This window comes from Pseudomonas sp. SWRI50 (genome assembly GCF_014269095.1).
Lineage (GTDB): Bacteria > Pseudomonadota > Gammaproteobacteria > Pseudomonadales > Pseudomonadaceae > Aquipseudomonas > Aquipseudomonas kermanshahensis.
On the sequence record NZ_JABWRW010000009.1, the window covers coordinates 88,791 to 111,517 of the forward strand.

20 protein-coding genes are annotated in these 22,727 nt (G+C 62.3%); 12 read left to right on the forward strand and 8 right to left on the reverse strand.

Annotated elements, in window-relative coordinates:
* Positions 1-88: 88 nt before the first annotated feature.
* The gene (locus tag HU750_RS12210; protein WP_186679842.1) at positions 89-1,264 is read right to left on the reverse strand and encodes an MFS transporter; all 1,176 of its coding nucleotides are present in this window, start codon (positions 1,262-1,264) and stop codon (positions 89-91) included.
* A gap of 95 nt (positions 1,265-1,359) precedes the next feature.
* Between HU750_RS12210 and HU750_RS12215 the strand changes: the two genes are divergently transcribed.
* The 5 genes from HU750_RS12215 (at position 1,360) to HU750_RS12235 (ending at position 7,406) form a co-directional block, all read left to right on the forward strand.
* Positions 1,360-2,289: a LysR family transcriptional regulator gene (locus HU750_RS12215; protein WP_186679845.1), complete on the forward strand. Its 930-nt coding sequence runs from the start codon at positions 1,360-1,362 to the stop codon at positions 2,287-2,289.
* A gap of 124 nt (positions 2,290-2,413) precedes the next feature.
* A complete protein-coding gene (locus HU750_RS12220) occupies positions 2,414-3,145 on the forward strand; it encodes an AraC family transcriptional regulator (RefSeq protein ID WP_186679847.1) in 732 nt (243 codons plus the stop codon).
* Between the two features lie 112 nt (positions 3,146-3,257).
* Positions 3,258-4,748: an efflux transporter outer membrane subunit gene (locus tag HU750_RS12225; RefSeq protein WP_186679850.1), complete on the forward strand. Its 1,491-nt coding sequence runs from the start codon at positions 3,258-3,260 to the stop codon at positions 4,746-4,748.
* Entirely contained in the window at positions 4,745-5,902 is a 1,158-nt protein-coding gene (locus tag HU750_RS12230) for an HlyD family secretion protein (protein WP_186679855.1), read from the forward strand. The genes HU750_RS12225 and HU750_RS12230 overlap by 4 nt, the downstream gene beginning before the upstream one ends.
* Positions 5,892-7,406, forward strand: coding sequence for a DHA2 family efflux MFS transporter permease subunit (locus tag HU750_RS12235; RefSeq protein WP_186679872.1), 1,515 nt, complete (start codon positions 5,892-5,894; stop codon positions 7,404-7,406). The genes HU750_RS12230 and HU750_RS12235 overlap by 11 nt, the downstream gene beginning before the upstream one ends.
* A 59-nt stretch (positions 7,407-7,465) precedes the next feature.
* Here the strand turns inward: HU750_RS12235 and adhP are convergent, their stop codons facing one another.
* From adhP to HU750_RS12250, 3 genes are all read right to left on the reverse strand, one after another.
* Positions 7,466-8,476, reverse strand: coding sequence for an alcohol dehydrogenase AdhP (gene adhP, locus HU750_RS12240; RefSeq protein WP_099428906.1), 1,011 nt, complete (start codon positions 8,474-8,476; stop codon positions 7,466-7,468).
* A gap of 327 nt (positions 8,477-8,803) precedes the next feature.
* Entirely contained in the window at positions 8,804-9,133 is a 330-nt protein-coding gene (locus tag HU750_RS12245) for a hypothetical protein (protein ID WP_027596171.1), read from the reverse strand.
* Between the two features lie 35 nt (positions 9,134-9,168).
* Positions 9,169-10,839, reverse strand: a complete 1,671-nt coding sequence (locus HU750_RS12250; RefSeq protein WP_186679875.1) for a hypothetical protein — start codon at positions 10,837-10,839, stop codon at positions 9,169-9,171.
* A 368-nt stretch (positions 10,840-11,207) separates the two neighbouring features.
* Here HU750_RS12250 and HU750_RS12255 point away from each other — a divergent pair, with 368 nt between their 5' ends.
* The 3 genes from HU750_RS12255 (at position 11,208) to HU750_RS12265 (ending at position 13,010) form a co-directional block, all read left to right on the forward strand.
* Positions 11,208-12,203 (forward strand): 5'-nucleotidase, encoded by a 996-nt coding sequence (locus tag HU750_RS12255; RefSeq protein ID WP_186679878.1) that lies wholly within the window; start codon positions 11,208-11,210, stop codon positions 12,201-12,203.
* A 64-nt stretch (positions 12,204-12,267) separates the two neighbouring features.
* On the forward strand, positions 12,268-12,528 hold the full coding sequence (locus HU750_RS12260; RefSeq protein WP_099454602.1) for a Pathogenicity locus: 261 nt from the start codon (positions 12,268-12,270) through the stop codon (positions 12,526-12,528).
* On the forward strand, positions 12,525-13,010 hold the full coding sequence (locus tag HU750_RS12265) for a GNAT family N-acetyltransferase (protein WP_186679881.1): 486 nt from the start codon (positions 12,525-12,527) through the stop codon (positions 13,008-13,010). The genes HU750_RS12260 and HU750_RS12265 overlap by 4 nt, the downstream gene beginning before the upstream one ends.
* Positions 13,011-13,171: 161 nt before the next feature.
* Here HU750_RS12265 and HU750_RS12270 read toward each other — a convergent pair whose 3' ends face one another.
* The 3 genes from HU750_RS12270 to HU750_RS12280 all read right to left on the reverse strand — a co-directional run bounded on the left by HU750_RS12270 (position 13,172) and on the right by HU750_RS12280 (position 14,989).
* On the reverse strand, positions 13,172-13,645 hold the full coding sequence (locus HU750_RS12270) for an anti-virulence regulator CigR family protein (protein ID WP_186679884.1): 474 nt from the start codon (positions 13,643-13,645) through the stop codon (positions 13,172-13,174).
* A gap of 35 nt (positions 13,646-13,680) precedes the next feature.
* Complete coding sequence (locus tag HU750_RS12275; RefSeq protein WP_099454605.1) at positions 13,681-13,968, reverse strand: hypothetical protein; 288 nt, start codon at positions 13,966-13,968, stop codon at positions 13,681-13,683.
* 334 nt (positions 13,969-14,302) lie between these two features.
* A complete protein-coding gene (locus tag HU750_RS12280; RefSeq protein WP_371918136.1) occupies positions 14,303-14,989 on the reverse strand; it encodes a hypothetical protein in 687 nt (228 codons plus the stop codon).
* Positions 14,990-15,163: 174 nt separating this feature from the next.
* Here HU750_RS12280 and HU750_RS12285 point away from each other — a divergent pair, with 174 nt between their 5' ends.
* The 4 genes from HU750_RS12285 to HU750_RS12300 all read left to right on the forward strand — a co-directional run bounded on the left by HU750_RS12285 (position 15,164) and on the right by HU750_RS12300 (position 20,075).
* Positions 15,164-15,988 (forward strand): AraC family transcriptional regulator, encoded by an 825-nt coding sequence (locus HU750_RS12285; RefSeq protein WP_186679890.1) that lies wholly within the window; start codon positions 15,164-15,166, stop codon positions 15,986-15,988.
* A 72-nt stretch (positions 15,989-16,060) separates the two neighbouring features.
* Complete coding sequence (locus HU750_RS12290) at positions 16,061-16,435, forward strand: cupin domain-containing protein (RefSeq protein WP_099428897.1); 375 nt, start codon at positions 16,061-16,063, stop codon at positions 16,433-16,435.
* 192 nt (positions 16,436-16,627) lie between these two features.
* Positions 16,628-17,791, forward strand: a complete 1,164-nt coding sequence (locus HU750_RS12295; protein ID WP_186679892.1) for an AAA family ATPase — start codon at positions 16,628-16,630, stop codon at positions 17,789-17,791.
* 238 nt (positions 17,792-18,029) lie between these two features.
* Positions 18,030-20,075, forward strand: coding sequence for a TonB-dependent receptor domain-containing protein (locus tag HU750_RS12300; RefSeq protein WP_186679895.1), 2,046 nt, complete (start codon positions 18,030-18,032; stop codon positions 20,073-20,075).
* 72 nt (positions 20,076-20,147) lie between these two features.
* Here the strand turns inward: HU750_RS12300 and HU750_RS12305 are convergent, their stop codons facing one another.
* The gene (locus tag HU750_RS12305; RefSeq protein WP_514132421.1) at positions 20,148-22,325 is read right to left on the reverse strand and encodes a methyl-accepting chemotaxis protein; all 2,178 of its coding nucleotides are present in this window, start codon (positions 22,323-22,325) and stop codon (positions 20,148-20,150) included.
* Positions 22,326-22,727 lie beyond the last annotated feature (402 nt).

Sequence of the window (22,727 nt, forward strand, 5' to 3'; positions counted from 1 at the left end):
CCTTGTGCTGCGAAGAGGCCCGTACCCGCAGCGAAGATCCACGGTGTTGCCACCGGCCTCTTCGCAGCGCAAGGCTGCTCCTACACCCTTAAAACGTGGCCAGCGGTGAGGCCTGGACGGCCCGCGAGCGCCAGGCAAACAGCAACACCATCACCAGGCCCAACCCCGCCATCAACGCACCCGCCAGGGAAATCGCCGGGTAACCCAACCCTGCATTGATCACCGCGCCACCCAGCGCGGCACCGATCGCATTGCCCAGGTTGAACGCCCCGATATTCACCGCAGACGCCAGGTTGGGCGCCTCCTTGGCGGCCTCCATCACGCGCATCTGCAGCGGCGGTACCAGGGCAAAACTGGCAGCGCCCCACACCAGCACCGCCAGTGCGGTAGGCAGTGCCCAGGGCATCAACAGCGGGAACACCAGCAACACGGCAATCAGCACCGCCAACGAGACGATCAGCGTGCGGTCAACCGAACGGTCCGCCGCCTTGCCACCCCACACGTTGCCCAGCGTCAGGCCAATACCGAACAACACCAGCATGGCGGTGATGAACGGTGTGGAGGCCTGGGCTTCACTGTGCAGGATTGGCGCAATGTAGGTAAAGACGGTAAACATCGCACTGGAACCCACCACGGTCAGTGCCAGCGCCGCCAGTACCGGGCCACGGCCCAGCACGCGGATCTCGGCCATTACCCCATCGCTTTTCGGCAGCGGCACATTAGGCAGTGCGTACCACAGTGTCGTCATCGCAATCAGCCCCAGGCCCGCAATGCCCCAGAAGGCCGTACGCCACCCCAGCAATTCGCCAAACCAGGTGGCCAGCGGCACACCGCCGATGGTCGCCAGTGTCAGCCCCATGAACATGGCCGCCACGGCCCCTGCCCGTTTTTCAGGGGGCACCACGCTGGCCGCGACGATCGAGCCAATGCCAAAGAACGCGCCATGGTTGAGCGAGGTCACCACGCGGGCAACCATCAGGCTCGCGTAGTCGGTCGCCAGGGCCGACATCAGGTTACCCAGGGTGAAAATGGCCATCAGCCCGATCAGCAGGTAACGCCGTGGCACCCTGCCGGTGGCCAAGGTCATCAGCGGGGCACCGATCAGCACGCCGAGAGCGTAGGCACTGACCAGCAGCCCGGCTGCGGGGATCGACACGCCAAGGTCAGTGGCAATACTGGGCAACATGCCCATGGGGGCGAACTCGGTGACGCCGATGCCAAAGGCACCGATGGCGAGTGCGACGAGGGGTGGATTGATGCGCATGAAACGGCTCCTTATCTGTGCCTTAAATGCTACGATCCGTTTCATGCGGGCACTAGTCTGCATTTTTGCCAACCACCTTTGCGCATGAGGCACAAATGGACTTCACCGGAAGGTCTGGAGAGATGGAGATTTTTGCCAAGGTGGCGCAAGAAGGCAGCTTGTCTGCGGCGGCGCGGGCTCTGGGGCTGACGCCGTCGGCGGTCAGCCGGATCATCGCGCGTACCGAGCAGCGCCTAGGCACTCGCCTGCTGTTGCGCACCACCCGCGCCATCACGCTGACCCCAGAGGGCGACGCCTACCTGCGCGGCGCACGGCGCATCCTGGCCGACCTGGATGAGGTCGAGGATGCCATCACCGACCAAGGTGTACCGCGGGGCCGGCTGCGAGTCAGTGCCGCACTGGGCCATGCGCGACTGACGGTGGTGCCTTTGCTGGCGCAGTTCAGCGCCCTGTACCCGCAAGTGCTGGTCGACCTTACGCTCAGCGACGAAGTGGTCGACATCGCCGGCGGCCAGGCCGATGTCGCGCTGCGTTTCGGCCAGCTGCCGGACAGCTCGCTGAGCGCCCGCTACATTGGCGACACCGGCCAAGTGATCGTCGCATCGCCCGACTACCTGCAACGCTGCGGTACCCCCGTGGCACCTGAAGACCTGGCCCGCCACAACTGTTTGCGCTTCAACTTCCGCCGCGCTGAAGCGGACTGGCCGTTTTGCCGGGACGGGCAGGCCTTTGCCCTGAAAGTCACCGGTAACCTGGAGTGCAGCAGCGGCGAGGCACTGGCCCAATTCGCCAGGCTGGGGGCCGGCATCGCGCGCATCGGCACCTTCACAGTGGCCGATGACCTCAACAACGGGCAACTGGTGCCCGTGCTGGAAGCCTACAACCCCGGCGACCGCGAGCCGATACACGCCGTATTCGTCGGTGGCCCGGCGATGCCGGCACGGGTGCGGGTGTTCGTGGACTTCCTGGTCCAGCATCACCAGGGCTGGCCAACCCGCCACGAACAGCCACGATTTACACCCTGAGCGCAATTCATGCGCATATTTCTGCGTTGCACGCGAACACTTAGCAACCCCGCCTGACTGCCTTGCGATAGCATTGGATCCAATTGTTACCCCTGCTCGCCCCACACGGCCCGAGGAGATTGGCATGCAAGCTTTGGGAATGGACTACCGACACGGCGAAGTGGTTGCCAGCCACTGCCATGCCGAAGATCAACTGATGTATGCCGCCAACGGCGTGATGCGCGTGTACAGCGATGGCGGCAACTGGGTGATACCGCGCGGGCAGGCGCTGTGGATACCAGCCGGCATGAGCCACGAAGTGCGCATGCAAGGCGAAGTGTCGATGCGCACCTTGCTGCTGGGGTCGCACGTGACTCGCTGCCATGTGATCGCGGTCTCCGGCCTGCTGCGCGAGTTGATCCTGGCGGGGTCACGGATGTTGCAACGCGACGAGCCGCTGGGCGAGCACGTTCGGGCACTGATCCAGCGTGAACTGGAGACCGCCGAGCGCATCGACGCTTATGTGCCGGTACCGCAGCATGCGCGGCTGCGCGCCTGGTGCGAGGGGTTTCTCGAAGACCCGGCCCAGGACCTGACGCTGGAGCAGTGTGGCGCGCAGTTGAGCATGAGTGCCCGCACCCTGGCGCGGTTGTTTCAGCGTGAGGTGGGAATGTCGTATGGCGAGTGGCGGGCCCGCACCCGCATGATCCTCAGCCAGCAGTGCCTGGCCGATGGCAAGCCAATCCTGAACGTGGCGCTGGAGCACGGCTACCAGAGCGCCAGCGCATTCGCCGCGATGTTCAAGCGCATCCTTGGCTACAACCCCAGCGCCTGGCAAATCAGCGTGCTCGGCACCGGCACCGCGCCCACGCACTGACCGCCGAGGCTGAGGTTGTCCCAGTTGCGCGCACGGTTGTCCCGCTTGCGGCAGCGGGGCCACCCTACCCCTCGATAAGCTGGCTTCACGACCCCTCATACGACTTTGCGTGATGCCAATACGATCCCTTTCCTGCCCTGCCGGGCGCGCCGCCGCCCTCGGTTTGTTCGGCGTGCTGACGGCTTGCACCGGGCACCCCACAAACGCTGTGCCCCCCACTGCATACCAGGCAACCCCTGCACTGCACCTGCCTGCCGGCGTCAGCGACCAGACGCTGCCCGCGCGCTGGTGGGCGCTGTACCACGACCCGCAGCTCAATGCCTGGGTGGTGCAAGCCTTGGCGCACAACCAGGACCTGGCGCAGGCCGAAGCCAATGTGCAGGCCATGCTCGCCGGCATTGGCGAGTTCGATGCCCGGCGCTGGCCGTCCACCTCCATTGGCATGGGCGCGAGCTATGGCAAGAGCGCCGATGACCAGACCCTGGCCGAGGCGACCGACAGCCATGCGCCGTCGCAATGGGCTTTCAACCCGGCCATCGAGCTGGCTTACCAGGTCGATGTCTGGGGCCAGGTGCGCGCCGCCATCGAGCGGGCGCGGGTGCAGGCCGAGGCCAGCCGCGATGCCCTGGACCTGGTGCAGCTGCACGTGGTCAGCCAGACCACCCGGGCCTACATCGACCAGTGTGTGTACAGTGCCCGCATCGCCGCGGCCAGGCAGTCCCTGAGCACCCTAGAGCGCAGTGTGCAGCTCAGCGACCGCCAGCGGCAGGCCGGGGTCGCTACGGAGCTCGATAGCGTGCGCCTGCTGGGGTTGCGCGAGCAGGTGCGGGCGCAACTGCCGATGCTGGAGGCACGTCGGCAGATGGCGCTGTACGAACTGAGCATGCTCAGTGGCCAGGACCCCACAACGCTCACGGACGACACTGACACCTGCCAGCGCATGCCGACCCTCGCCGCGCCGTTGCCCGCTGGCGACGCCTGGCGCCTGCTCGAACGCCGGCCCGACGTGCGCAAGGCCGAGCGCGAACTGCAGGCTGCCGCCCTGGAAGTCGATATCGTCAAGGCCGACCTGTATCCGAAAGTCAGCTTCGGTGCCTCGTTGACCTCGTCGGACCACCACCTTGCCAACCTGGGTGACAGCCGCGCGGTGATGTTTGCCATCGGGCCGTTGATCAGCTGGGAATTCCCCAATATCAAAGCCAACCGGGCACGGGTGAACAAGGCCCAGGCCTTGCAAAACGCGCAGGTCGCTCATTACCGCGGGGTAGCGCTGGCGGCCCTCAAGGATGTGCGCCAGGCGCTGGCGCGCCTTGAGGGTGAGCGCCAACGGGCCTTGGCCCTGGGTGCGGCCCTGGCGCAAGGCGAGCGTGGCTTTGCCCTTGCGCAACGCAACTATCAGGCAGGCACTGTTGATGCATTGGCGTTGCTCGACAGCGAGCGCGACCTGATCCAGGTCAGGGCCAGCCACGTCGAGGCCCAAGGCCGCCTGGCGCGTGCCCAGATCAACCTGTTCCGCGCCCTCGGCGGGCGCTGGCAGTCGTCACCAGCACCGGCCCCAAGCCAGGTCCACCGCTCCACCCCCGAGACTGGAAGCCAATCATGAATGTTGCCGTTAGCAAGAACCCGCTGCCCGATGACCAGGCCCAGGCAGTTGCCACCGCCCCCAGGCCTACCCGTCGCCGCCTGGCGCTGTACGCCGGTGGTGGCCTGACGGTGCTGGCAGCGCTGGCATTCAGCGGGTACTGGTTGACCACGGGGCGCTACCTGGAAACCACCGATGACGCTTACGTGCGTGCCGACTGGGTGGCCTTGAGCGCGCGCGTGGCCGGTTATGTGGCCAAGGTGGAAGTAGAGGACGACCAGGCCGTCAAAGCCGGCGATGTGCTGGTACGCCTGCAGCACCGCGACTACCGCGCCCGCCTCGACCAGGCCACTGCCGGCGTGGCCGAAGCGCACGCAGCGTTGGCCGCCGCCCAGGCACGCCAGCACGTGGCCGCCGAACGCATCAACCAGCAGCAGCAGGCCATCGTCCAGGCTGAAGCGGCTGTGCACAGTGCCAGCGCCGAGCGCCAGCGCAGCGAGCTGGACATGCAGCGCTACCGTGGCTTGGCGCGCGATGACGCAGCCACCGTGCAGCGCCTGGAAGCCGCCCACGCCAACGCCGTGCAAGCCGGTGCCGCGCTGCAAGGCGCGCAGGCACATTTGCGTGAACAACGCTCGCAGCTGGCGATGGCCAAGGCACAGGCATTGGCGGCCGATGCCGAGATCAAGCAACAAGCAGCAGGCCTGAGCCGTGCCCAGGCCCGGCAGGCGCTGGCCGACCAGGATGCACAGGACACCGTCCTGCGCGCGCCCATCGACGGCGTGGTCGGCCAGCGCCGTGTGCGCGCCGGGCAGTACGTGATGCCTGGGCAGCCGCTGCTGGCGGTGGTGCCGTTGCAGCAGACCTACGTGGTTGCCAACTACAAGGAAACCCAGCTGGCACACATGCGCCCAGGGCAACCGGTGCAGGTCCGTGTCGACAGCTTTTCCAGCCAGCCTATGCAAGGCCACGTGGCCAGCTTCTCGCCGGCGTCCGGTAACGTCTTCGCACTGCTGCCATCGGACAATGCCACCGGCAACTTCACCAAGATCGTCCAGCGTTTTCCGGTGCGCATCGTCCTCGACCGGCCGGCAGACGGCCTGCAGATACTGCCCGGCATGTCGGTGGTGACCACGGTCGACACACGCCCCGTGGAGCCTGCCGATGAGCAATGAGCAACGCGTACCGTTACGCGCCTGGGTGGCCGTGTTCGGCGGCCTGCTCGGCTGCTTCATGGCCGGCATGAACGTGCACGTTACCAGCGCGGCGCTGCCCGAGATCCGCGGCTCGCTGGGCGCGAGCTTCGAGGAAGGCTCCTGGATTTCCACCGCCTACCTGGTGGCGGAAATCGTCATGATTCCGCTGACGGCCTGGCTGGTCGAAGTGTTTTCCATGCGCCGGGTGATGTGGACGGGTTCGTTCATCTTCCTGCTGGCGTCAATCGCCTGCTCGTGGGCCCCCAACCTTGAGGCGATGATCACCCTCAGGGTGATTCAGGGCGCTGCCGGCGCCGTGCTGATCCCCCTCTCCTTCCAGCTGATCATCACCGAACTGCCCGCCAGCAAGATGGCCATGGGCATGGCCCTGTTCAGCCTGGCCAACAGCGTGGCCCAGGCGGCCGGCCCTTCCATTGGCGGCTGGTTGACCGATGTCTATTCGTGGCGTTGGATCTTCTACCTGCAGCTGTTCCCCGGTATCGCCTTGCTGCTCGCCATCGCCTGGTCGATCGAGGCCAAACCCCTGCAACTGACCCTGTTGCGCCGTGGCGACTGGCTGGGCATCACGGCCATGGTCGTTGGCCTGGGCGGCCTGCAGATCGTGCTGGAAGAAGGCGGCCGGCTGGACTGGTTCGGTTCGACATTCATCGTCGGCATGTCAATCATCGCCGGCCTGGCGCTGGCGGTGTTCGTCTATACGCAGCTGTACGGCCAGCGCGCGTTCATCAATTTGCGCTTGCTGGGGCGGTACAACTTCGGGGTGGCCAGCGTTGCCATGTTCATCTTTGGCGGGGCTACCTTTGGCCTGGTGTTCCTGGTGCCCAACTACCTCTCCCAACTGCAGGGCTACAGCGCCCGCGACGTGGGGGTGGCGCTGATCGCCTATGGCGTAGTGCAACTGCTGCTGGCGCCATTGATGCCACGGCTGATGGCCTGGACCAGCGCCAAGTTCATGGTGGCCAGCGGTTTTCTGATCATGGCTGCCGGCTGCTGGCTGGGCGCGAGCCTGACAGTCGACAGCGCCGACAACGTCATCATCCCATCCACGGTGGTACGCGGCATTGGCCAGCCGTTCATCATGGTGGCGCTGTCGGTACTGGCGGTGGCGGGGTTGGAAAAGCGAGAAGCGGGCTCCGCTTCAGCGGTGTTTTCCATGCTGCGCAACCTCGGGGGCGCCATCGGCACTGCCGCGCTGACGCAGATCGTGGCCACGCGCGAGCGTTACCACAGCGAGCGCATTCACGAGCATGTGACGGTGTTTGCGCCCAGCGTTCAGGAGCGCATCAGCCAAACCGTGCAGAGCTGGCTGCCGGCCCAGCAGCAGGCGCTGGAGGGGGTGGCGGCGACCATTCGACGCGAGGCCTACCTGATGGCTTACAGCGATGCGTTCTACCTGGCGTGCCTGGCGCTGATAGGCTGCGCGGTGGCGGCGTTACTGTTGCGGACCCAGCGATCGGCTTGAACCCACCCTGAAAACGGCCCGCACACGCGGGCCGGCTTCATTTGGGCAGGCAGCAGCCTTCAATCGGCGAATTGGATCACCATGCGGCCTTTGATCTTGCCCGCTTGCATCTCTTCGAAGATGTCATTGATGTCTTCGATCGGGCGCAGGGTCACCTTCGGCACCACCTTGCCTTGGGCGGCAAACTCGAAGGCTTCGTGTAGGTCTTGGCGGGTGCCGACCAGCGAACCGACAACCTCGATTCCGTCGAGTACCAGGCGTGGAATATCCAGGCTCATGGCTTCTGGCGGTAGCCCCACAGCTACGAGGCGACCGCCCGCGCGCAGTGCATCCACTGCAGAGTTGAACGCGCTCTTGGCCACTGCCGTGACCACGGCAGCATGGGCGCCCCCGGTCTTGGCCTGGATGACTTTCGCGGCGTCTTCGTCGCGCGGGTTGACCACCAGGTCGGCGCCCATTTCGCGGGCGAAGGCCAGCTGATCATCGTTGACGTCGATGGCAATGACACGGGCGTTGAAGACGTTTTTGGCGTACTGCAGGGCGAGGTTGCCCAGGCCGCCAAGGCCGTAAATGGCCAGCCATTGCCCAGGGCGGATATTTGATGATTTCACCGCTTTGTAGGTGGTCACGCCGGCGCAGGTGATGCTGCTGGCGGCCGCTGAATCCAGCCCATCCGGCACTTTAACCGCATAGTCGGCCACCACGATGCACGCCTCGGCCATGCCACCGTCGACCGTGTAGCCGGAGTTTTTCACCTCACGGCACAGGGTCTCGTTGCCGCTGTTGCAATATTCGCAGTGCCCGCAGCCCTGGAAGAACCACGCCACACTGGCACGGTCACCCGGCTTGAGCGACGTGACACCCGGCCCCACTTCCACGACCACGCCAATCCCTTCGTGGCCCAGAATCACACCCGTCTTGTCGCCGAAATCGCCATTCTTGACATGCAGGTCGGTATGGCAAACGCCACAGCACTGCATCTTCAGCAACGCTTCACCGTGCGCCAGCGGCCGCAGTGTTTTCTCCACCACGTCCACGCGACGCCCTTTGGCAACGACAGCAGCTTTCATAAACACCTCCGTGTCTGTCTGAGTGAGCTTGAGAGAATGCCCGGATCAGCATAGTGGCGGATGGGGGAAGAGGCGTTGCTTCAGGTCAGGTTTTGAACGGGGGAGCGAGTTTACCCTAATGCCAGTCAGTTAAGCCCAATGGGTCCGCTGCGCGGCCCATCGCTGGCAAGCCAGCTCCCACAGGGAAGGCGTAATTGTCGAGAGCCCCGCTCACCCTGTGGGAGCTGGCTTGCCTGCGATGGGCTGCGCAGCAGCCCCAATGAAGGCCGGTAAAGCTAAACGTTTGCCGTAAACAGTGGCGATGGGCCGCAGAGCGGCCCGGTAGGGTCAGTCGACGCGCACGAACACTTGCTTGGCCATGTTGTTGCCACCAATCGACTCGAGGCGCTTGCCGCCGTCCAGCACGCGGACGTTGATCAGCGCGACACCGTTGGCATCACGGGCTACCACCACGTCGTCCTTGCGCTCCCACTCGTCGACCTTGATCTTGTTGCCTGCGGCAATGATGTAGTCGCTGGAGAACTCGACCGTCTGCTTGCCTGCGCTGTAGCCCATCACGCTGGTCGTGGCCTCGTAGGTGCCATCCAGCGCGTCGTTGCCGCAGCCAGCCAGTACGCAGAACGGCAGTGCTGCCAGCACGTATTTGAAGTGACGCATAAGTAATCCTTGTCTGTAAATCCTGAAAGAAACAATCAACCCTTGGCGGTGCCCACCAGGGAGTCGATCAACATCGCCGAGGCTGTGTCGCCGTTTTCCAGCACCAGCTGGCGAATCGATTTGCCGAACGCCGCCAGCGGCGTGTCGAAGGTGAAGTCGGACTTGCCCTGATAGCTGGCAGCGAAGCGGATCACATTCTCGGACCAGCCCACGCGCTGCCCGGCTGCCGCCAGGTTGTAGCTGTCGAAGAAGGCCGCGGCCACCGGCGTGGTGCCATCGACATCGGCTGCATTCAGGTCAGCGCCCGCCGCGACCAGCGCGTCGGCGTAGCTGTGGTTACGCTGGGCCATGCAGGCATGCAGGGCCGTCTCGCCGCCGTAGGCCTTGGCGTTGACGTCGCTGCCCTTGAGCAGTGCCTGGAACAGCGCTTCAGGCTGCTGGCCGGCGCCACGGCGGCGTTGCAGGCTGCCGGCTTGCTGGCAGAACACCGACAGCGCAGTGTCGCCGTAGACGTTGTGCGCCTTCAGGTCTTCCTTGCCCGCCAGGGTGATCATGTGCGCGAAGCTGCACGAGCTGTAGTCGCTGCCCGCCAGGCAGTTCATCAGGCGCGTGTTGCCGTTGATATCCCGCCCCATCGGGTCTGCGCCTACCGAGATCAAGTAGTCATAGGCGTTATCGGCGACCACGGTGATCAGCGGCTTGTTCTCGTAATGCAGGCGTTGATTGACATTGATGCCGGCGCTTTTCAGCAGGTAGGCGAAGGCGTCGAGGTCTTTGATCTCTTTTGCCCAGTCCGACGTACGCGCCTGGCCCTGGGCGGCGTCCCACAGGCGCATAGCCATGGGCGAGGTGTCTGGCGGGCTATCAACATCACGTACTTGGGCCGAGCCAGGCTGATAGTTGACCCACACACCAGCCTGCTTGTCGTCCTTGTAGCTGCCCTTTTCGGACACCGTGCCGGCAGGCCAGCCGCGAATGAAGTACACCTCGTACAGGCCGTTCTTTTTACCTGCGCTGTACTCGACCTTTGTGGCCGGCAGCGACGTGCCATCAGTGAACGACGTCCAGGTCTCACGCACGCCGTCGAGCTCGCCAGCCTTGTAGGTCGCGCGGTCCTTCAGTGTGCCCTGGTAGTCATAGTGCTCCACCAGGCCATCGAGCTTGCCGGAACCATCGCTGGCGAAGGTTTCCAGCAAGGTGAGCTTTTGTTGGCCATCGACCACCTTCCACTCGCGTTGGGTGCCGACACGGATCGCGCGCTTGCGGAAATCAACGGTCGGGATCTCTGTGCTGTCACTGACCTGCAAGCCTGTGGCGCAGTCGTAGTGCTGCTCGCTGCGGCGCCCGCCCTCGAGGGTGATGACGTTGTCCAGGTGATCGGCGAACTCGCCCTTGCACCAGGTTTTCTTGGGCCCGACGAACGCACCGTCCTGCAACTGACCTTCAACCAGCAGTTTGCCGTCCTGGTCGAACTCCTTCCATTCCCCGACCACTTTGCCGTCTTCGACCTTGAACGCCTGCAGCACCCGGTCACCCACCTTGTGCACCACGGTGCCGTTCAACCGCTCGCCCGACTTGCGCTCCAGGTACAGCGCATGCGGCGACCCGACAGTGCCGGTGTAGCTGGTGACTTCGTCGAAGTTGTATTCGGAGTTGCAACCTGCCAAGGCGGAGGCCAGGGCACAGAGAACGAAACGCTTTTTCATGAATATCCTTGTTGAAATGCGTGCAGCCTGTTGCGGGGCATGGCTTCGCCAACGCCCAGCAATGGCCTGGATGCAACGGAGTTAATGCAATGCGCAAAATGGCAGGCAGTGCCGCTGGAGGGCATCGGCTAGAAACGCATCAAGAAACTTGCCTTTCCATGGTTAACCGCTCTGGAATGCGGGTTTCGGCGGGATTATACATAGTAGCCTAACGATGGCAACGCTAATGATCTGTGCCGCGTTTGCAAGCATGCGCCTCCCTGTGGGAGCGGGCTTGGCCGCGAAGGGGCGAGGAGCGGCCCCAATTAACTATCACCCGCCTGCATACCCGTATACTCGTCACCTGCACCCCTCAAGGAGCACGCTCAATGCCCTACCCCATCGAACACAAGCTGGTCATTGGCGTGGCCTCCAGTGCACTTTTCGACCTCACCGTGTCTGACGACATCTACAAGGCCGACGGCGTCGAGGCTTACCGCCAGCACCAAGAGCAAAACCTGGATGAGCCCTTCCCGAGGGGCGTTGCGTTCCCGTTCATTCGCCGCTTCCTCAGCATCAACCAGGCCTTCCCCGACCAACTTCCCGTGGAAGTGGTGTTGCTCTCGCGCAACTCGCCCGAAACGGGCTTGCGCGTGTTCCGCTCCATCAGCCATTACCAACTGGACATCACCCGCGCCGCCTTTATGTCCGGCCGCTCGCCCCACGAGTACATCCCGGCCTTCAACGCCTCGTTGTTTCTCAGCGCCAACGAAGACGACGTGCAGCGCGCCATCGACGCCAGCTACCCCGCTGGCCTGGTGCTGCCGACGCGCATTTACGACGATGAGATCGACACCGAGCTGCGCGTGGCCTTCGACTTTGACGGCGTGATCGCCGATGACGAAGCGGAAAGCGTGTACAAGCAGAACGACAACCTGGACGACTTCCAGGCCCACGAGCGGGCCCGCAAGGCCATCCCCCACCAGCCCGGGCCACTGGCGGACCTGTACCGCAAGCTCTCCCACATTCGCACGCTCGAAGACCAGAAGCTGGCACAAGACCCGAACTACAAACGCATCTTGCGCATCGCCATCGTGACCGCGCGCAACGCGCCGTCGCACGAGCGGGTGGTGACCACGTTGAAGGATTGGGGTGTGTCGCCGGATGAGTGCTTCTTCCTAGGCGGGATGGAAAAACCCCGGGTGTTGTCGATTCTCAAACCCCACGTGTTCTTCGATGATCAACGCAGCCACCTGCAGTCACCGGCCGGCGACCTGCCGATGGTGCATGTGCCGTTTGGGGTGGCAAACAGAAGTGGGCCGAAGCGGTTATCGAAACAGCCGCTGGAAACACCACAAAGCAACGCACTGGAGAAACTTGATTAGCCCCAGCAGGCCAGCGAGTTGGTAAACTCCAGCGGCAGCATTTGCCGATAACAGGAGTTTACGGATGCCATTTCCACTGACGGAACACACAGCATTACTGGCCCTCAAGGGCGTAGGGCCAACCGTTATCGCTCGCCTTGAGCAGATGGGGATTGATTCGCTGGCGATGCTTAGCGAAGCGAATGTCGATGACATTTTGGCCCAGGCATCAGCGGCCGTTGGCTCGACATGCTGGAAGAACAGCCCCCAAGCGCGTGCTGCGATCAATGCGGCCATTCAGTTGGCGAAGGAAACTCAGTCGCGTGCATTGAGGGCGCGAGAGTGAGTTGCCCTATTCGCTTGGCGAATGCAGACGACGCCGGGGTTATAAGCCGAGTCGTGATAGCGGCCTTACGCCAGTCGAACGCGGCTGACTATGATGCCGAGACTATCTCGCGCATCGAGGCGTCTTTCAGTACGGCGGCCATTCTTGAGATGCTGACTCGGCGGTTGGTGTTTGTGGCATTGATTGAGGATGAGGTGATTGCCACGGCCAGTCTTGACGGGGATGTGGTCAGAAGTGTGTTTGTCGAACCCCAGCATCAAGGGCTTGGGGTCGGGAAACAGCTGATGGCAGTGATTGAAGATGAAGCGATTGCGCGTGGGCTGGAGGTGTTGCGTGTGCCCTCCTCCATTACGGCGGAAAGGTTTTATGCAAGGTTGGGGTTTTGCACAGTGCGGGATGCGTTTTATGGGGAGGAGCGGACGGTTGTCATGCAGAAAACGCTTCCAGCCTTTGACCCTTCAGGCGGATCGCGTTTTGTGTGAGATCAACCTAGACCTTGCGCTGGAGATGCCGTGAAGCCCATCGCAGCGGTTCAGCTGCCCTCACTTTAAAACTCGCGCTACGCCGACCATTCCCTGATAGCAAGCTCTACCTGAGATGGGAAAGAAAGAGAAAAGGGTACAGGTGGCGTCTTATGGGCGGCTCAATCAAACGCCCCGTTCACAACCTCATAAATAATCCCGGTAGCAACCGCCACGAGTATCAAATCTACCCCCGCCTGCATCCACTCGTAACCCTCATAGTGAGGCAGTTGCCCCAGCAATCTGCCATCCAGCTTCTTGGCGATGCCCGGCGGCAGAGGCTTCCCCCGCGCCAGGTTCTTCTGAATGCCGGGCGGCAATGCAGCGCCAGGGTTCCAATAGCTGCGGTGGCCACTCAAGATGCCGAGGACATCGCCCCGGTCTATCGATGGACCACCCGGCCACTCACCAGCCTGCGAGCCGTTTTTCTTACCCCCCGCATTGCCCTGCCCCTGGGAGTGCTGCGCCTGACCCTTGCCTTGTCCATGCCCCTTGCTATTGCCGTTACCGTTACCCGGATCGGCGTACGAAGCAGCAGAGGCCACTAACAGCGCCACTGAAGTGACTGCGGCAATCAACGCGTGTGACTTGGCCATTGCGACATCCTTTTTCAGTGAAACGGTTGGAATTTCTATTCCTTGACCTGGCAAACACCATTGGCTCTGTTCTTACCGGTGTACGAGACATCCGCCGAGCCGTCAGGGTTGATGGACAACGAAATCGTCACCCCACTGCCTTTAGCTTCGAAGTAGTTATCATTGAAGGTCTTCAGCTTGCCTTCCTTGCCATTGATATAAACCGGACCGCCCCTGTCGGCATGGACCTCAATGTTGCCCGGACATGTCGCATTCAGTAGCGGAATGCCCGCCTGGGCTGCGCCGGACGCTGCCAGTAGTAAAACCAGAATCTCACGCCTCATCACCCGACCCCTGATCGTTTTTGTCGTAATGCCCCACCAGATCCAGTGAGGTTAGCTAAGTTTTCGCCCCGGTGTGCACGACGACACCGAACCGCTCAGCCTCACTCAGCACCCGGCGGGATTCCATCCTTGTTCTTGTCCTTAAGCTTGGCCTTTTCCGCTTCCGTGGAATGCGCCGGTACTTGGCTTTGTTGCTTCTGGTCGTCTTTGCGCTCAGTCATCTTGCTACCCTCTGGTTGATGTTCTTTAGGCACCCCTGCAGTTGGGCAGTTCAAATATAGGGGCGCAGCACCACGGCGGTGGATTGCCCCTCCATGCCGATAAACGCATTACCTCATGGCCGCATCAAAGGCTCGATACCGATCCATTTCTTCACAGGTTGGTAGCAGAGTTTGATCGGTGGAATCGGCAGCTTCTGGCCTTGAACCTCCAGCGCGCCCAGGTGGATGGTCCACTTGGAATTGGCATCGAACTTGTCCGTCTGGAAAATCACATAAGCGGAGCCGTAGCGTTTGTTGTTGGTGATCTTGGGGATGTTGCGGTGTACTTCGTCGCTGTTGATGTCGTAGGGCGATGGGCGCGCGGCGGTTGGGTAAACGAGCGGATAGTCGTAGGTTTTGTCGATGCCCAGGTACACCTCGGGCCGCGCCTGCAGGCGTGAGCCATCTTCGAAGGTGATAGAGGCCTGGCGGCTGTCGTAGAGGATCGGGATCGGCGGCTCGCCGCGGGTGGAGCTGGACGACGGACGCTGGCGGTTTTTGTTGTAGGCGATCAGTTGCACATAGAATTCACGCCGCGCGTACTTCTCGCCGGGGTACTCGACGTGCAGGACTTGCTCGATTGGCCGGTCGCTCCAGTGGGCGGCGTGGTCGTAGAGGTAGGTTTCCAGGTAGAGGGTGGTCTCCCCTTGCGGGCCTGGCACTTTGAATTGAAATTCGGATTGGCAAAGGTCTGCGTAGGCGGGGCGCTCGCGCTTCCAGGGGACGCAGGCGGCGAGCGTGGCCGCTGCCAGCAATAGCATAAGCGATTGGGTGCATTTCACGTTGGACATAACCCTCCTTGGTTCGGTTTTCTGTACGCTAGGACCCCCAATCTGGCTCAGGGGTTCAGGCCTCTGACCTGAGTGCAGCTTTAATCAGTAGGCAACCGTTTTCAAGCGACCGTCACGCACGGAACCCGGCAGGAAAGCCCCTCCATGGAACGTAAAACAGCCCACGCAGCCACCTCTGACTGGGTCATACGCAGCGCTCAACCCGGCAGCGTAGAGCGGATCGAAGCATGGTTCGGTAGCCATGGCTACGATCCGCATCGTCACGACACCTATTCGATCGGCCGCACCCTCGCCGGCGTGCAGAGCTTTCACTACAAGGGGGCACTGTGCCACGGCGTACCCGGTAATACGCTGGTCCTGCACCCTGATGAAGTGCATGACGGCATGGCCGGCACGGAGGCGGGCTTTCGCTACCGCATGGCCTACATCGACCCGGCGCTGATCCAAAACGTGCTCAGCGGTGAGCCGTTACCCTTCATTGCTGGCGGGCTGTCCAGCGATCCGCGCCTGTACCGCGCCAGTGAAGCCTTCGTGCAGGCACTGGACCACCCCCTGGAAACACTGGAAGAGCAGGACGCCGTCTACGACCTGGCCATGGCCTTGCGTGCGGTCGGCGGCAAGCCACGTGGTCGCAAACGCCTGGACTATCGCTCGGCCGAGCGCGCCCGGGCATTCATCATGGAGCACCTGCACCTGGGCATCACCCTGGAAATGCTCGAACAGGCCAGCGGGCGCGAGCAATGGAGCTTGTCACGGGACTTCCGCGCCCTTTACGGCACCAGCCCCTATCGCTTTGTCACGCTGCGGCGCCTGGACACTGTTCGGCGGCTGATGCTGGATGGCTTCACGCTGGTTGATGCAGCCCTGGCTGCGGGCTTTCACGATCAAAGCCACATGACCCGGCACTTCACCCGCAGCTATGGCGTGTCGCCTTTGCGCTGGCTGGAACGGCTGCGGCCTGCGCGCTGACTTGCAGGATCGTACAAGCGCCGCGCGCTTCGGGTTCGATAGGCTGACTACCTCAACTACAGAGGATCCGTCATGACCAATGCCAACTTGCAACCTGTGAACCTGGCCCAAAAGGCTTCGCTGATCGATCGACAGTGGAGCCCGAGGGTGGTCGCCGAAATGAACGACTACCAGTTCAAGGTCGTGCGAATCGAGGGTGAATTCATCTGGCACTCGCACCCAGAGACCGACGAAGCGTTTCTTGTGCTTGAAGGCACGTTACGCATCGACCTACCCGAGGGCTGCGTCTATGTGAACCCGGGCGAACTGTATGTGGTGCCACGTGGGGTAGAGCACAGGACAGCGGCCCAGGGCGAAGCGAAACTGATGATGATCGAGCCACGCGGCGTGCTGAATACCGGCCATGAAGGGGGTGAGCGCACAGCCTTGAACGACGTGTGGATCTGAGTCGGCGCTGCTTCAGGGGCGGCATTACGGCAGAGTAACAGGCTCAACGCCGCCCCCTGTAGGAGCGGCCTTGTGCCGCGAAAGGGCCGCATAGCGGCCCCAGCGTTTCAAGAAAAGGCCCACGTTGAGCGGTAGTAAGGCCGCTCCAGTTCCGCCACAATCGGCCACTCAGTTCAAGCTGGGACGCCCCGCATGCTCACCACCCTCGCCATCGGTAACTACCGCTCGATCAACCACCTTGTGTTGCCATTGGGCCAACTCAACTTGGTGACCGGTGCCAACGGCAGCGGCAAATCCAACCTGTACAAAGCCCTGCGCCTGCTCGCCGAAACCGCCCAGGGCGGCGTGATCGAAGCGCTCGCTCGCGAAGGCGGACTGGATTCGACCTGGTGGGCGGGGCCTGAGATGAGCGCACGGATGAAGCGCGGTGAAGTGCCCATCCAAGGCCAGCACCCGAGCGACGCCAAACGCCTGCGCCTCGGCTTCGCCACCGAGGATTTCGGCTTTGCCATCTCACTCGGCCTGCCGATTCCCCTGCCCTATCCCAGCGCATTCATGCTCGACCCCGAGATCAAAACCGAAGCCATCTGGGCCGCCGGCGCGTACCGGCCATCGTCCTTGCTGGTTGAACGTAAAAACGCGATGGTTCGTGCCCGGGAGGGAAACAGTTGGACGGTACTCGATCAACATGCCGACAGCTGTGAGAGCTTTTTCAACATCGTAGGCCGGCCACGCCAGGCACCCGAGATCGGGGAGCTGCGGGCGTTCATCAACAGCTGGCGGTTCTACGATCACTTCCGTATCGACCGTGACGCGCCTTGCCGTCAACCACAGCTCGGGACTCGCTCGCCGGTTCTGCATCACGATGGGCGCAACCTTGCCTCGGCATTGCAGACCATCATCGAGATTGGTGAGGTTGAGGACCTCGTAGCGGCACTGGATGACGCGTTTCCCGGGAGTCGCCTGGCGATTGATGCACCGCCGGGTGGGCTGTTCAGCGTACAGCTCCATCAGCACGGGCTTTTGCGCCCGCTGGGGGGTGCTGAATTGTCGGATGGGACCCTGCGTTATCTGCTGTTGATGGCAGCACTGCTGACGCCACGGCCGCCGTCGTTGATGGTGCTGAACGAGCCGGAAACCAGCTTGCATGCTGACCTGCTTCCTGCGCTAGCGCGGTTGATCATTCGCGCTTCGCGTCGTAGCCAAGTTTGGGTCGTATCCCACAGCGCCCCGTTGATCGAGGCGCTGTCGGCCTGTGACGGCTGCAATGTGCTGGAGCTGGAGAAAATCCAGGGGCAAACGCAGCTGCGCGGTGTTGGGCTGTTAGATGAGCCGCTGTGGCGCTGGGTGGATTGATCGCGACCTGAACGCTCTTTCGGGACTGTCAGATTCTTGGTGTGCGGGCCGGTAACGGCCTGCCGTCAGGTAGCCGTGGCTGCAAGCCTGGAATGCCCCTTCGCTGGGTCAATTTTTTGTAAATTTTCAGTAAATTATTTTTAACATTTTCTTTTAAACAATTCTCATTTGCGTTAGTGTCCTGCCCCGATTGCATTCTGCCCCTGGAATCCAACCGCTCGACAAGGACTGTTTCACGATGCCATGCCCACCTTTTTCCCGTGCCCTGCTCACCGTCGCACTGCTCACCGCGACTGCCGTCCAGGCCGAGGAAGCCCATGAGCTTGAACCGCTCCCCGCTACAGAACTGGAAGCTTCGTTCGTCACCGCCACGGGCGGCGGCACTGATGTGCGCGACGCGCCGGCCAGTGTCAGCGTCATTACCCGGGAAGAAATCGAGCGACAGCCGGTCTACGACCTGAACACCCTGCTACGCCGCATACCCGGCGTCACCGGGGGCTACGGCCCGGTGGGCGAGCAGTCGAAAATCAAGCTGCGCGGCCTCGACGACAAATACACCTTGATCCTGGTGGACGGTAAACGCGTCGGCAGTTCAGCCGACACGAATTACCGCCGTGATCTGGGTCGCCAGGACATCAACTGGATCTCGCCGAACATGATTGAGCGGATCGAGATCGTGCGCGGGCCGATGTCATCGTTGTATGGGTCAGACGCCATGGGCGGCGTGATCAATATCATCACCCGCAAAGTGTCCCGTGAGTGGAGCGGCTCGCTCAACGTCAACACCACGATCCCGGAAGACTCCGACCGTGGTCAGACCAACCAGACCAGCGTTAACCTTTCTGGCCCTGTCACCGACTCCCTGGGGCTGCGCCTGGGCGCCAACCTGACTCGGCGCGCTGCCGACGAAACCGCGCCGCGCCTCGACGCACTGGGTGACTTCGTTTACAACGACGGCGCCGGCGGCGCCAAAGACCACAGCGTCAACGCGTTGCTTAATTGGCAGATCAACGAAAACCATGAGTTGTCCTTCGAAGCGATCCAAGGCGTCGAGCGTTCGTGGTCGTCGAAGAAAACCTACGGCGACTGGGGTGACACGGTAGGTGAAGCCTTCGGTGCCGGACGCCTCACCCGTGATAGCTTCGTGGTCTCCCACCACGGCGACTGGGGCTTTGGCACCTCGCGCATCGACGCTTACCTGAACAAGTTCAACAACGACCTCAGCGAGGGCAAGGCTAACTCGGAAGAAAAAATCGTCGAGGGTAGCCTTAACATCCCGTTTGACCTGTTGGTAAACCAGCGCCTCACCGTTGGCGGCCAGTGGAAGCGTGAGCAACTGACCAACACCGACACGCTGGGCACCGTACCCGTTGATTACCAAGGGGCAGCGGTGGGCGGCGCGGATCTTGAGGGCGACTACTCTGCGCTGTTCGTCGAGGACGAGCTGTTTCTGCTCGATAACCTGTCGCTGACGTTGGGGAACCGCTTCGACCACAGCGACGAATACGGCAACCATAACAGCCCACGTGCTTACCTGGTCTATCACCCTCACCCTGACTGGACGGTGCGCGGTGGCGTGTCACGAGGTTTCCGTGCCCCCAGCCTGAAAGAAGGCAGTGCTGGCGCGGCGACCAACTCGGGCGGTCGCGGTTGTACATCGCTACGCCCGCTGGGTTACGTCACCGGCAGTTGCTGGATGGCCGGCAACCCGAACCTACGCCCAGAAATCAGCACCAACAAGGAGATTGGTGTCTCCTTCGACCGCGACGGTTGGGAGGCCAGCCTCACTTACTTCCACACCGACTTCGAGGACAAAATCGAGTACGCGCCGCTGGGGTATTTCCAGGGCCGCTGGTGGACCATGCTTGAAAATGCTGAGGAAGCCCGCACCCGCGGCTGGGAAGGCAGCACCAAAGTGCCGTTGTGGGAAAATGCCAGCTGGCGCACCAACGCCACCTACATGCTCGAAAGCCGCAACCTGTCGACCGGTGAAGACCTGATCAGCTCGCCGAAGCTGTCGTTGTTCAGCGCCATCGACTGGCAGATCACCGAACGGATCGGCACAGAATTGTCAGCTCAGCACGTGGGCAAGCAACGCGGCCTGGGCACCGACTTCGTCAAGTCGTACACCACGTACGATCTGACCGCCAACTGGTCAGCAACCCGCTGGCTGACCCTGAACGTCGGCGTGCAGAACTTGTTGGATGAAGACCCACGTGATGACTCGACCAGCTTTTACGTGCCCGGTCGGGCGTATTTTGCCGGGATAACCACCTACTTCTAATTGGCAGCGGACAACCCAGAATTCGCGCGTTTATACGAATTCTGGGTTAGTTGAGTGAGGCGCCGTCGGCGCTCAAGCGGCAGCGACCCGTTCGCCATCACCGCTGACCTCGAACTGCCCCACCAGCTTCTGCAGCTTGCCGGCATCCACCTTCACCTTCTGCGCGCTGTTTTGCAGCACCACGGCGGTCTGGCGCATCTCGCTGGAGGAGTGGTTAACCTGCTCAATGGTCTTGCCGTACTCGATGCTGCGGCGGTTGAGCTGCTGGATGATGGCGAACATGCCCTCCACCGCCTGGTGAAGTTGCACGTTCTCCGACGATGCATCCTCGGCCAGGCGCAAACTATCATCGACGTTCTGCACGCCCTCCTCCATAAAACTCACCGCTTGCTGCGTTTCGTTCTGCAGGCCTTCGACCATGTGCCGGATATCGTCGGCCGCCCGCGCGGTGCGGGCCGCCAGGCTGCGCACTTCATCGGCCACCACCGCGAACCCACGGCCATGCTCGCCCGCCCGTGCCGCCTCAATGGCGGCATTCAGCGCCAGTAAGTTGGTCTGGTTGGTGATGTCGCTGATCAGCCCGGTGATATTGCCAATCTGCGCCATGCGGTTGTCGAGCAGCTGCACACTCGAGGCCGAGCGGGCCACCACATCGCGAATCGATTGGGTGCCCGCCTGCACAGCCAGGTACTGTTCGCGGGCGCGGCTGACCACCTCGTCCATGGCCTGCTTCATCTGTTCGGCGCTGACCGACGCCTGCTGCAGCTCACCGAGCTGCTCCTCCATGATGATCATCATCTGGTGCACCGCGTCGGCCACCTCGACAGAGCTCACGCTCGCTTCCTGGCTGCGCCCGAGCATCATCTGGTTGGTGCTGCCAACCGTGCGGCTGGCCTTGACCACCTGCCCCACCACGGCATCCAAGCGGTCGATGAAACTGTTGATCCAGCGCGCCATGTCGCCACTCTCGTCATTGGCCAGGGCGCCCGTGTCCAGGCGCTGGCGCAGGTTGCCCTCACCCTCGGCGATGGTACGCAGTACACCGCTCATGCCGTTCAACCTCGCCGCCAGGCGCCTGGGCCCGAGCACGCCGAACAGCAGCGTAGCGCCGACCATGCTGAGGGCCTGGATGGCGTCGTTCACCCCCTGTGGTAATCCGGCGTAATGCTGCACCAGGTAATTACAGCCGAACAGCCCAACCATGCTCGCCACGTAGGGTTTCATCAACCGGTAGCTCAGCGAACGGCGGCGGTAGACCTCCTCCAAGTCTGCCTCGCACATCATGCCCCAACGGTCGAGCGACCCTGGTAACTGGAAGGTCACGCCCTTGCCGACCACGGGCACATGGCGGTAGTCCGAATAACCCGGGTACGTCACGAACAGGTTGGCGCCACGCCGTATGGTTTCCCGCACGCCGGGGTGCAGTTCACGCGTCGCGGGGTCGGTGAAGCGCAGCTCCAACTCGGTATGGCGCTGCACCTGCACAGTGCTCCAGGGCGTACGCACGCCGCTCTTGAGGTTTTCACCATGGGTAAACGTCCTGTCTTCGAAGCGCGAACGGGACAAGGCGGTGCCTGGCTGCACGGTCGGGTCGAAGCGTGACTGCACCATGAACAGGTAATTGTCGCCCGACTCGGCATAGATATGCCCGGCCTCGCGCTGGATCAGGTCGCCTACCACATCATTGGGGACCCGACCACACAGGCAACCCAAGACTTTGCCCGCGTGCCTGATCGGCTGATAGAACATCAGCGTCACCTCATCGTGAAAACGCGACGAGGATGGGCCGATCTGCAAGGTCAACGGGTCGCTGTAGGGCCCGTGAAGAAACGGCGCTTTCAAACCATGGGCCAACGCCGCGAGCTGCTCGATCTGCGTGCTGCCACGCTTTGGCCAAGTGGATACCCTGACGTTGCCCGTGCAGTCGATCACACTCAGTTCGGAAAAGTCTTCGGCCTGTGCCAGTTTGTCGAGTAGTGCCGAAGGCTGCACATGAGCGAAGTCTGCTGCCAGGTATTCCGCCAACTCTGCCAAGTGATCCCATTGTTCGCGCGCCCAGTTGTGCAGCAACTGCACCCGCGTTTGGGCAATGGCTTCGAACGTCTGCTCGATTTCTCCATAGTTCGAACGATTGAGGCGGCACGCCCACCCCATGCTGAACTTGCCGGCTTTGCCGAACCAGGGCAGCCAGCCCCGCTCGCTCGATGACAACTGCATGGAACTACTTGAAAGCGACATTAAGTTCACCATAAGCGACACAGATATCAAAATGCCAGCAACTTCCACGCCAACTGTAATCCAAGCGTATTGAGGGGTAGTCGCTAGCACTGGACGCTTACGGGTGGTGCATAAAGGCTTTTATTTCAGGCCACTTTGCACCCTGAAGGGGCGCAGGGAGAATGAGCGATCGTTGTCATGGTCGGCTGGTGTTCATTTAAGAATGCCGGGGCCGCTCCTACAGCGACCGCGTTATGTCCCTATTTACAGGGCATGCGCGGACACTGTGGGAGCGGCCATTGTTTGGCCTCGCTAGCGGCGCTGGAACCGCTGTTGAATCGACAATCAGGGCAGCTGCTCAACCACTTCTGATTGTCGCGGATGAATAGCTACTGGGGAAGCCGGCGTCACGTCCTAACGGGACACCGGCAACGC

Excerpts from the sequence above, each read along its gene's own strand:
- HU750_RS12280 (WP_371918136.1), bottom strand. The coding sequence starts at position 14,989 with ATGCTATTGCTGGCAGCGGCCACGCTCGCCGCCTGCGTCCCCTGGAAG.
- HU750_RS12225 (WP_186679850.1), top strand. The coding sequence starts at position 3,258 with ATGCCAATACGATCCCTTTCCTGCCCTGCCGGGCGCGCCGCCGCCCTC.
- HU750_RS12250 (WP_186679875.1), bottom strand. The coding sequence starts at position 10,839 with ATGAAAAAGCGTTTCGTTCTCTGTGCCCTGGCCTCCGCCTTGGCAGGT.
- HU750_RS12230 (WP_186679855.1), top strand. The coding sequence starts at position 4,745 with ATGAATGTTGCCGTTAGCAAGAACCCGCTGCCCGATGACCAGGCCCAG.
- HU750_RS12270 (WP_186679884.1), bottom strand. The coding sequence starts at position 13,645 with ATGGCCAAGTCACACGCGTTGATTGCCGCAGTCACTTCAGTGGCGCTG.
- HU750_RS12260 (WP_099454602.1), top strand. The coding sequence starts at position 12,268 with ATGCCATTTCCACTGACGGAACACACAGCATTACTGGCCCTCAAGGGC.
- HU750_RS12215 (WP_186679845.1), top strand. The coding sequence starts at position 1,360 with ATGGACTTCACCGGAAGGTCTGGAGAGATGGAGATTTTTGCCAAGGTG.
- adhP (WP_099428906.1), bottom strand. The coding sequence starts at position 8,476 with ATGAAAGCTGCTGTCGTTGCCAAAGGGCGTCGCGTGGACGTGGTGGAG.
- HU750_RS12305 (WP_514132421.1), bottom strand. The coding sequence starts at position 22,325 with ATGGTGAACTTAATGTCGCTTTCAAGTAGTTCCATGCAGTTGTCATCG.
- HU750_RS12295 (WP_186679892.1), top strand. The coding sequence starts at position 16,628 with ATGCTCACCACCCTCGCCATCGGTAACTACCGCTCGATCAACCACCTT.
- HU750_RS12245 (WP_027596171.1), bottom strand. The coding sequence starts at position 9,133 with ATGCGTCACTTCAAATACGTGCTGGCAGCACTGCCGTTCTGCGTACTG.
- HU750_RS12300 (WP_186679895.1), top strand. The coding sequence starts at position 18,030 with ATGCCATGCCCACCTTTTTCCCGTGCCCTGCTCACCGTCGCACTGCTC.
- HU750_RS12290 (WP_099428897.1), top strand. The coding sequence starts at position 16,061 with ATGACCAATGCCAACTTGCAACCTGTGAACCTGGCCCAAAAGGCTTCG.
- HU750_RS12210 (WP_186679842.1), bottom strand. The coding sequence starts at position 1,264 with ATGCGCATCAATCCACCCCTCGTCGCACTCGCCATCGGTGCCTTTGGC.
- HU750_RS12220 (WP_186679847.1), top strand. The coding sequence starts at position 2,414 with ATGCAAGCTTTGGGAATGGACTACCGACACGGCGAAGTGGTTGCCAGC.
- HU750_RS12275 (WP_099454605.1), bottom strand. The coding sequence starts at position 13,968 with ATGAGGCGTGAGATTCTGGTTTTACTACTGGCAGCGTCCGGCGCAGCC.
- HU750_RS12285 (WP_186679890.1), top strand. The coding sequence starts at position 15,164 with ATGGAACGTAAAACAGCCCACGCAGCCACCTCTGACTGGGTCATACGC.
- HU750_RS12255 (WP_186679878.1), top strand. The coding sequence starts at position 11,208 with ATGCCCTACCCCATCGAACACAAGCTGGTCATTGGCGTGGCCTCCAGT.
- HU750_RS12235 (WP_186679872.1), top strand. The coding sequence starts at position 5,892 with ATGAGCAATGAGCAACGCGTACCGTTACGCGCCTGGGTGGCCGTGTTC.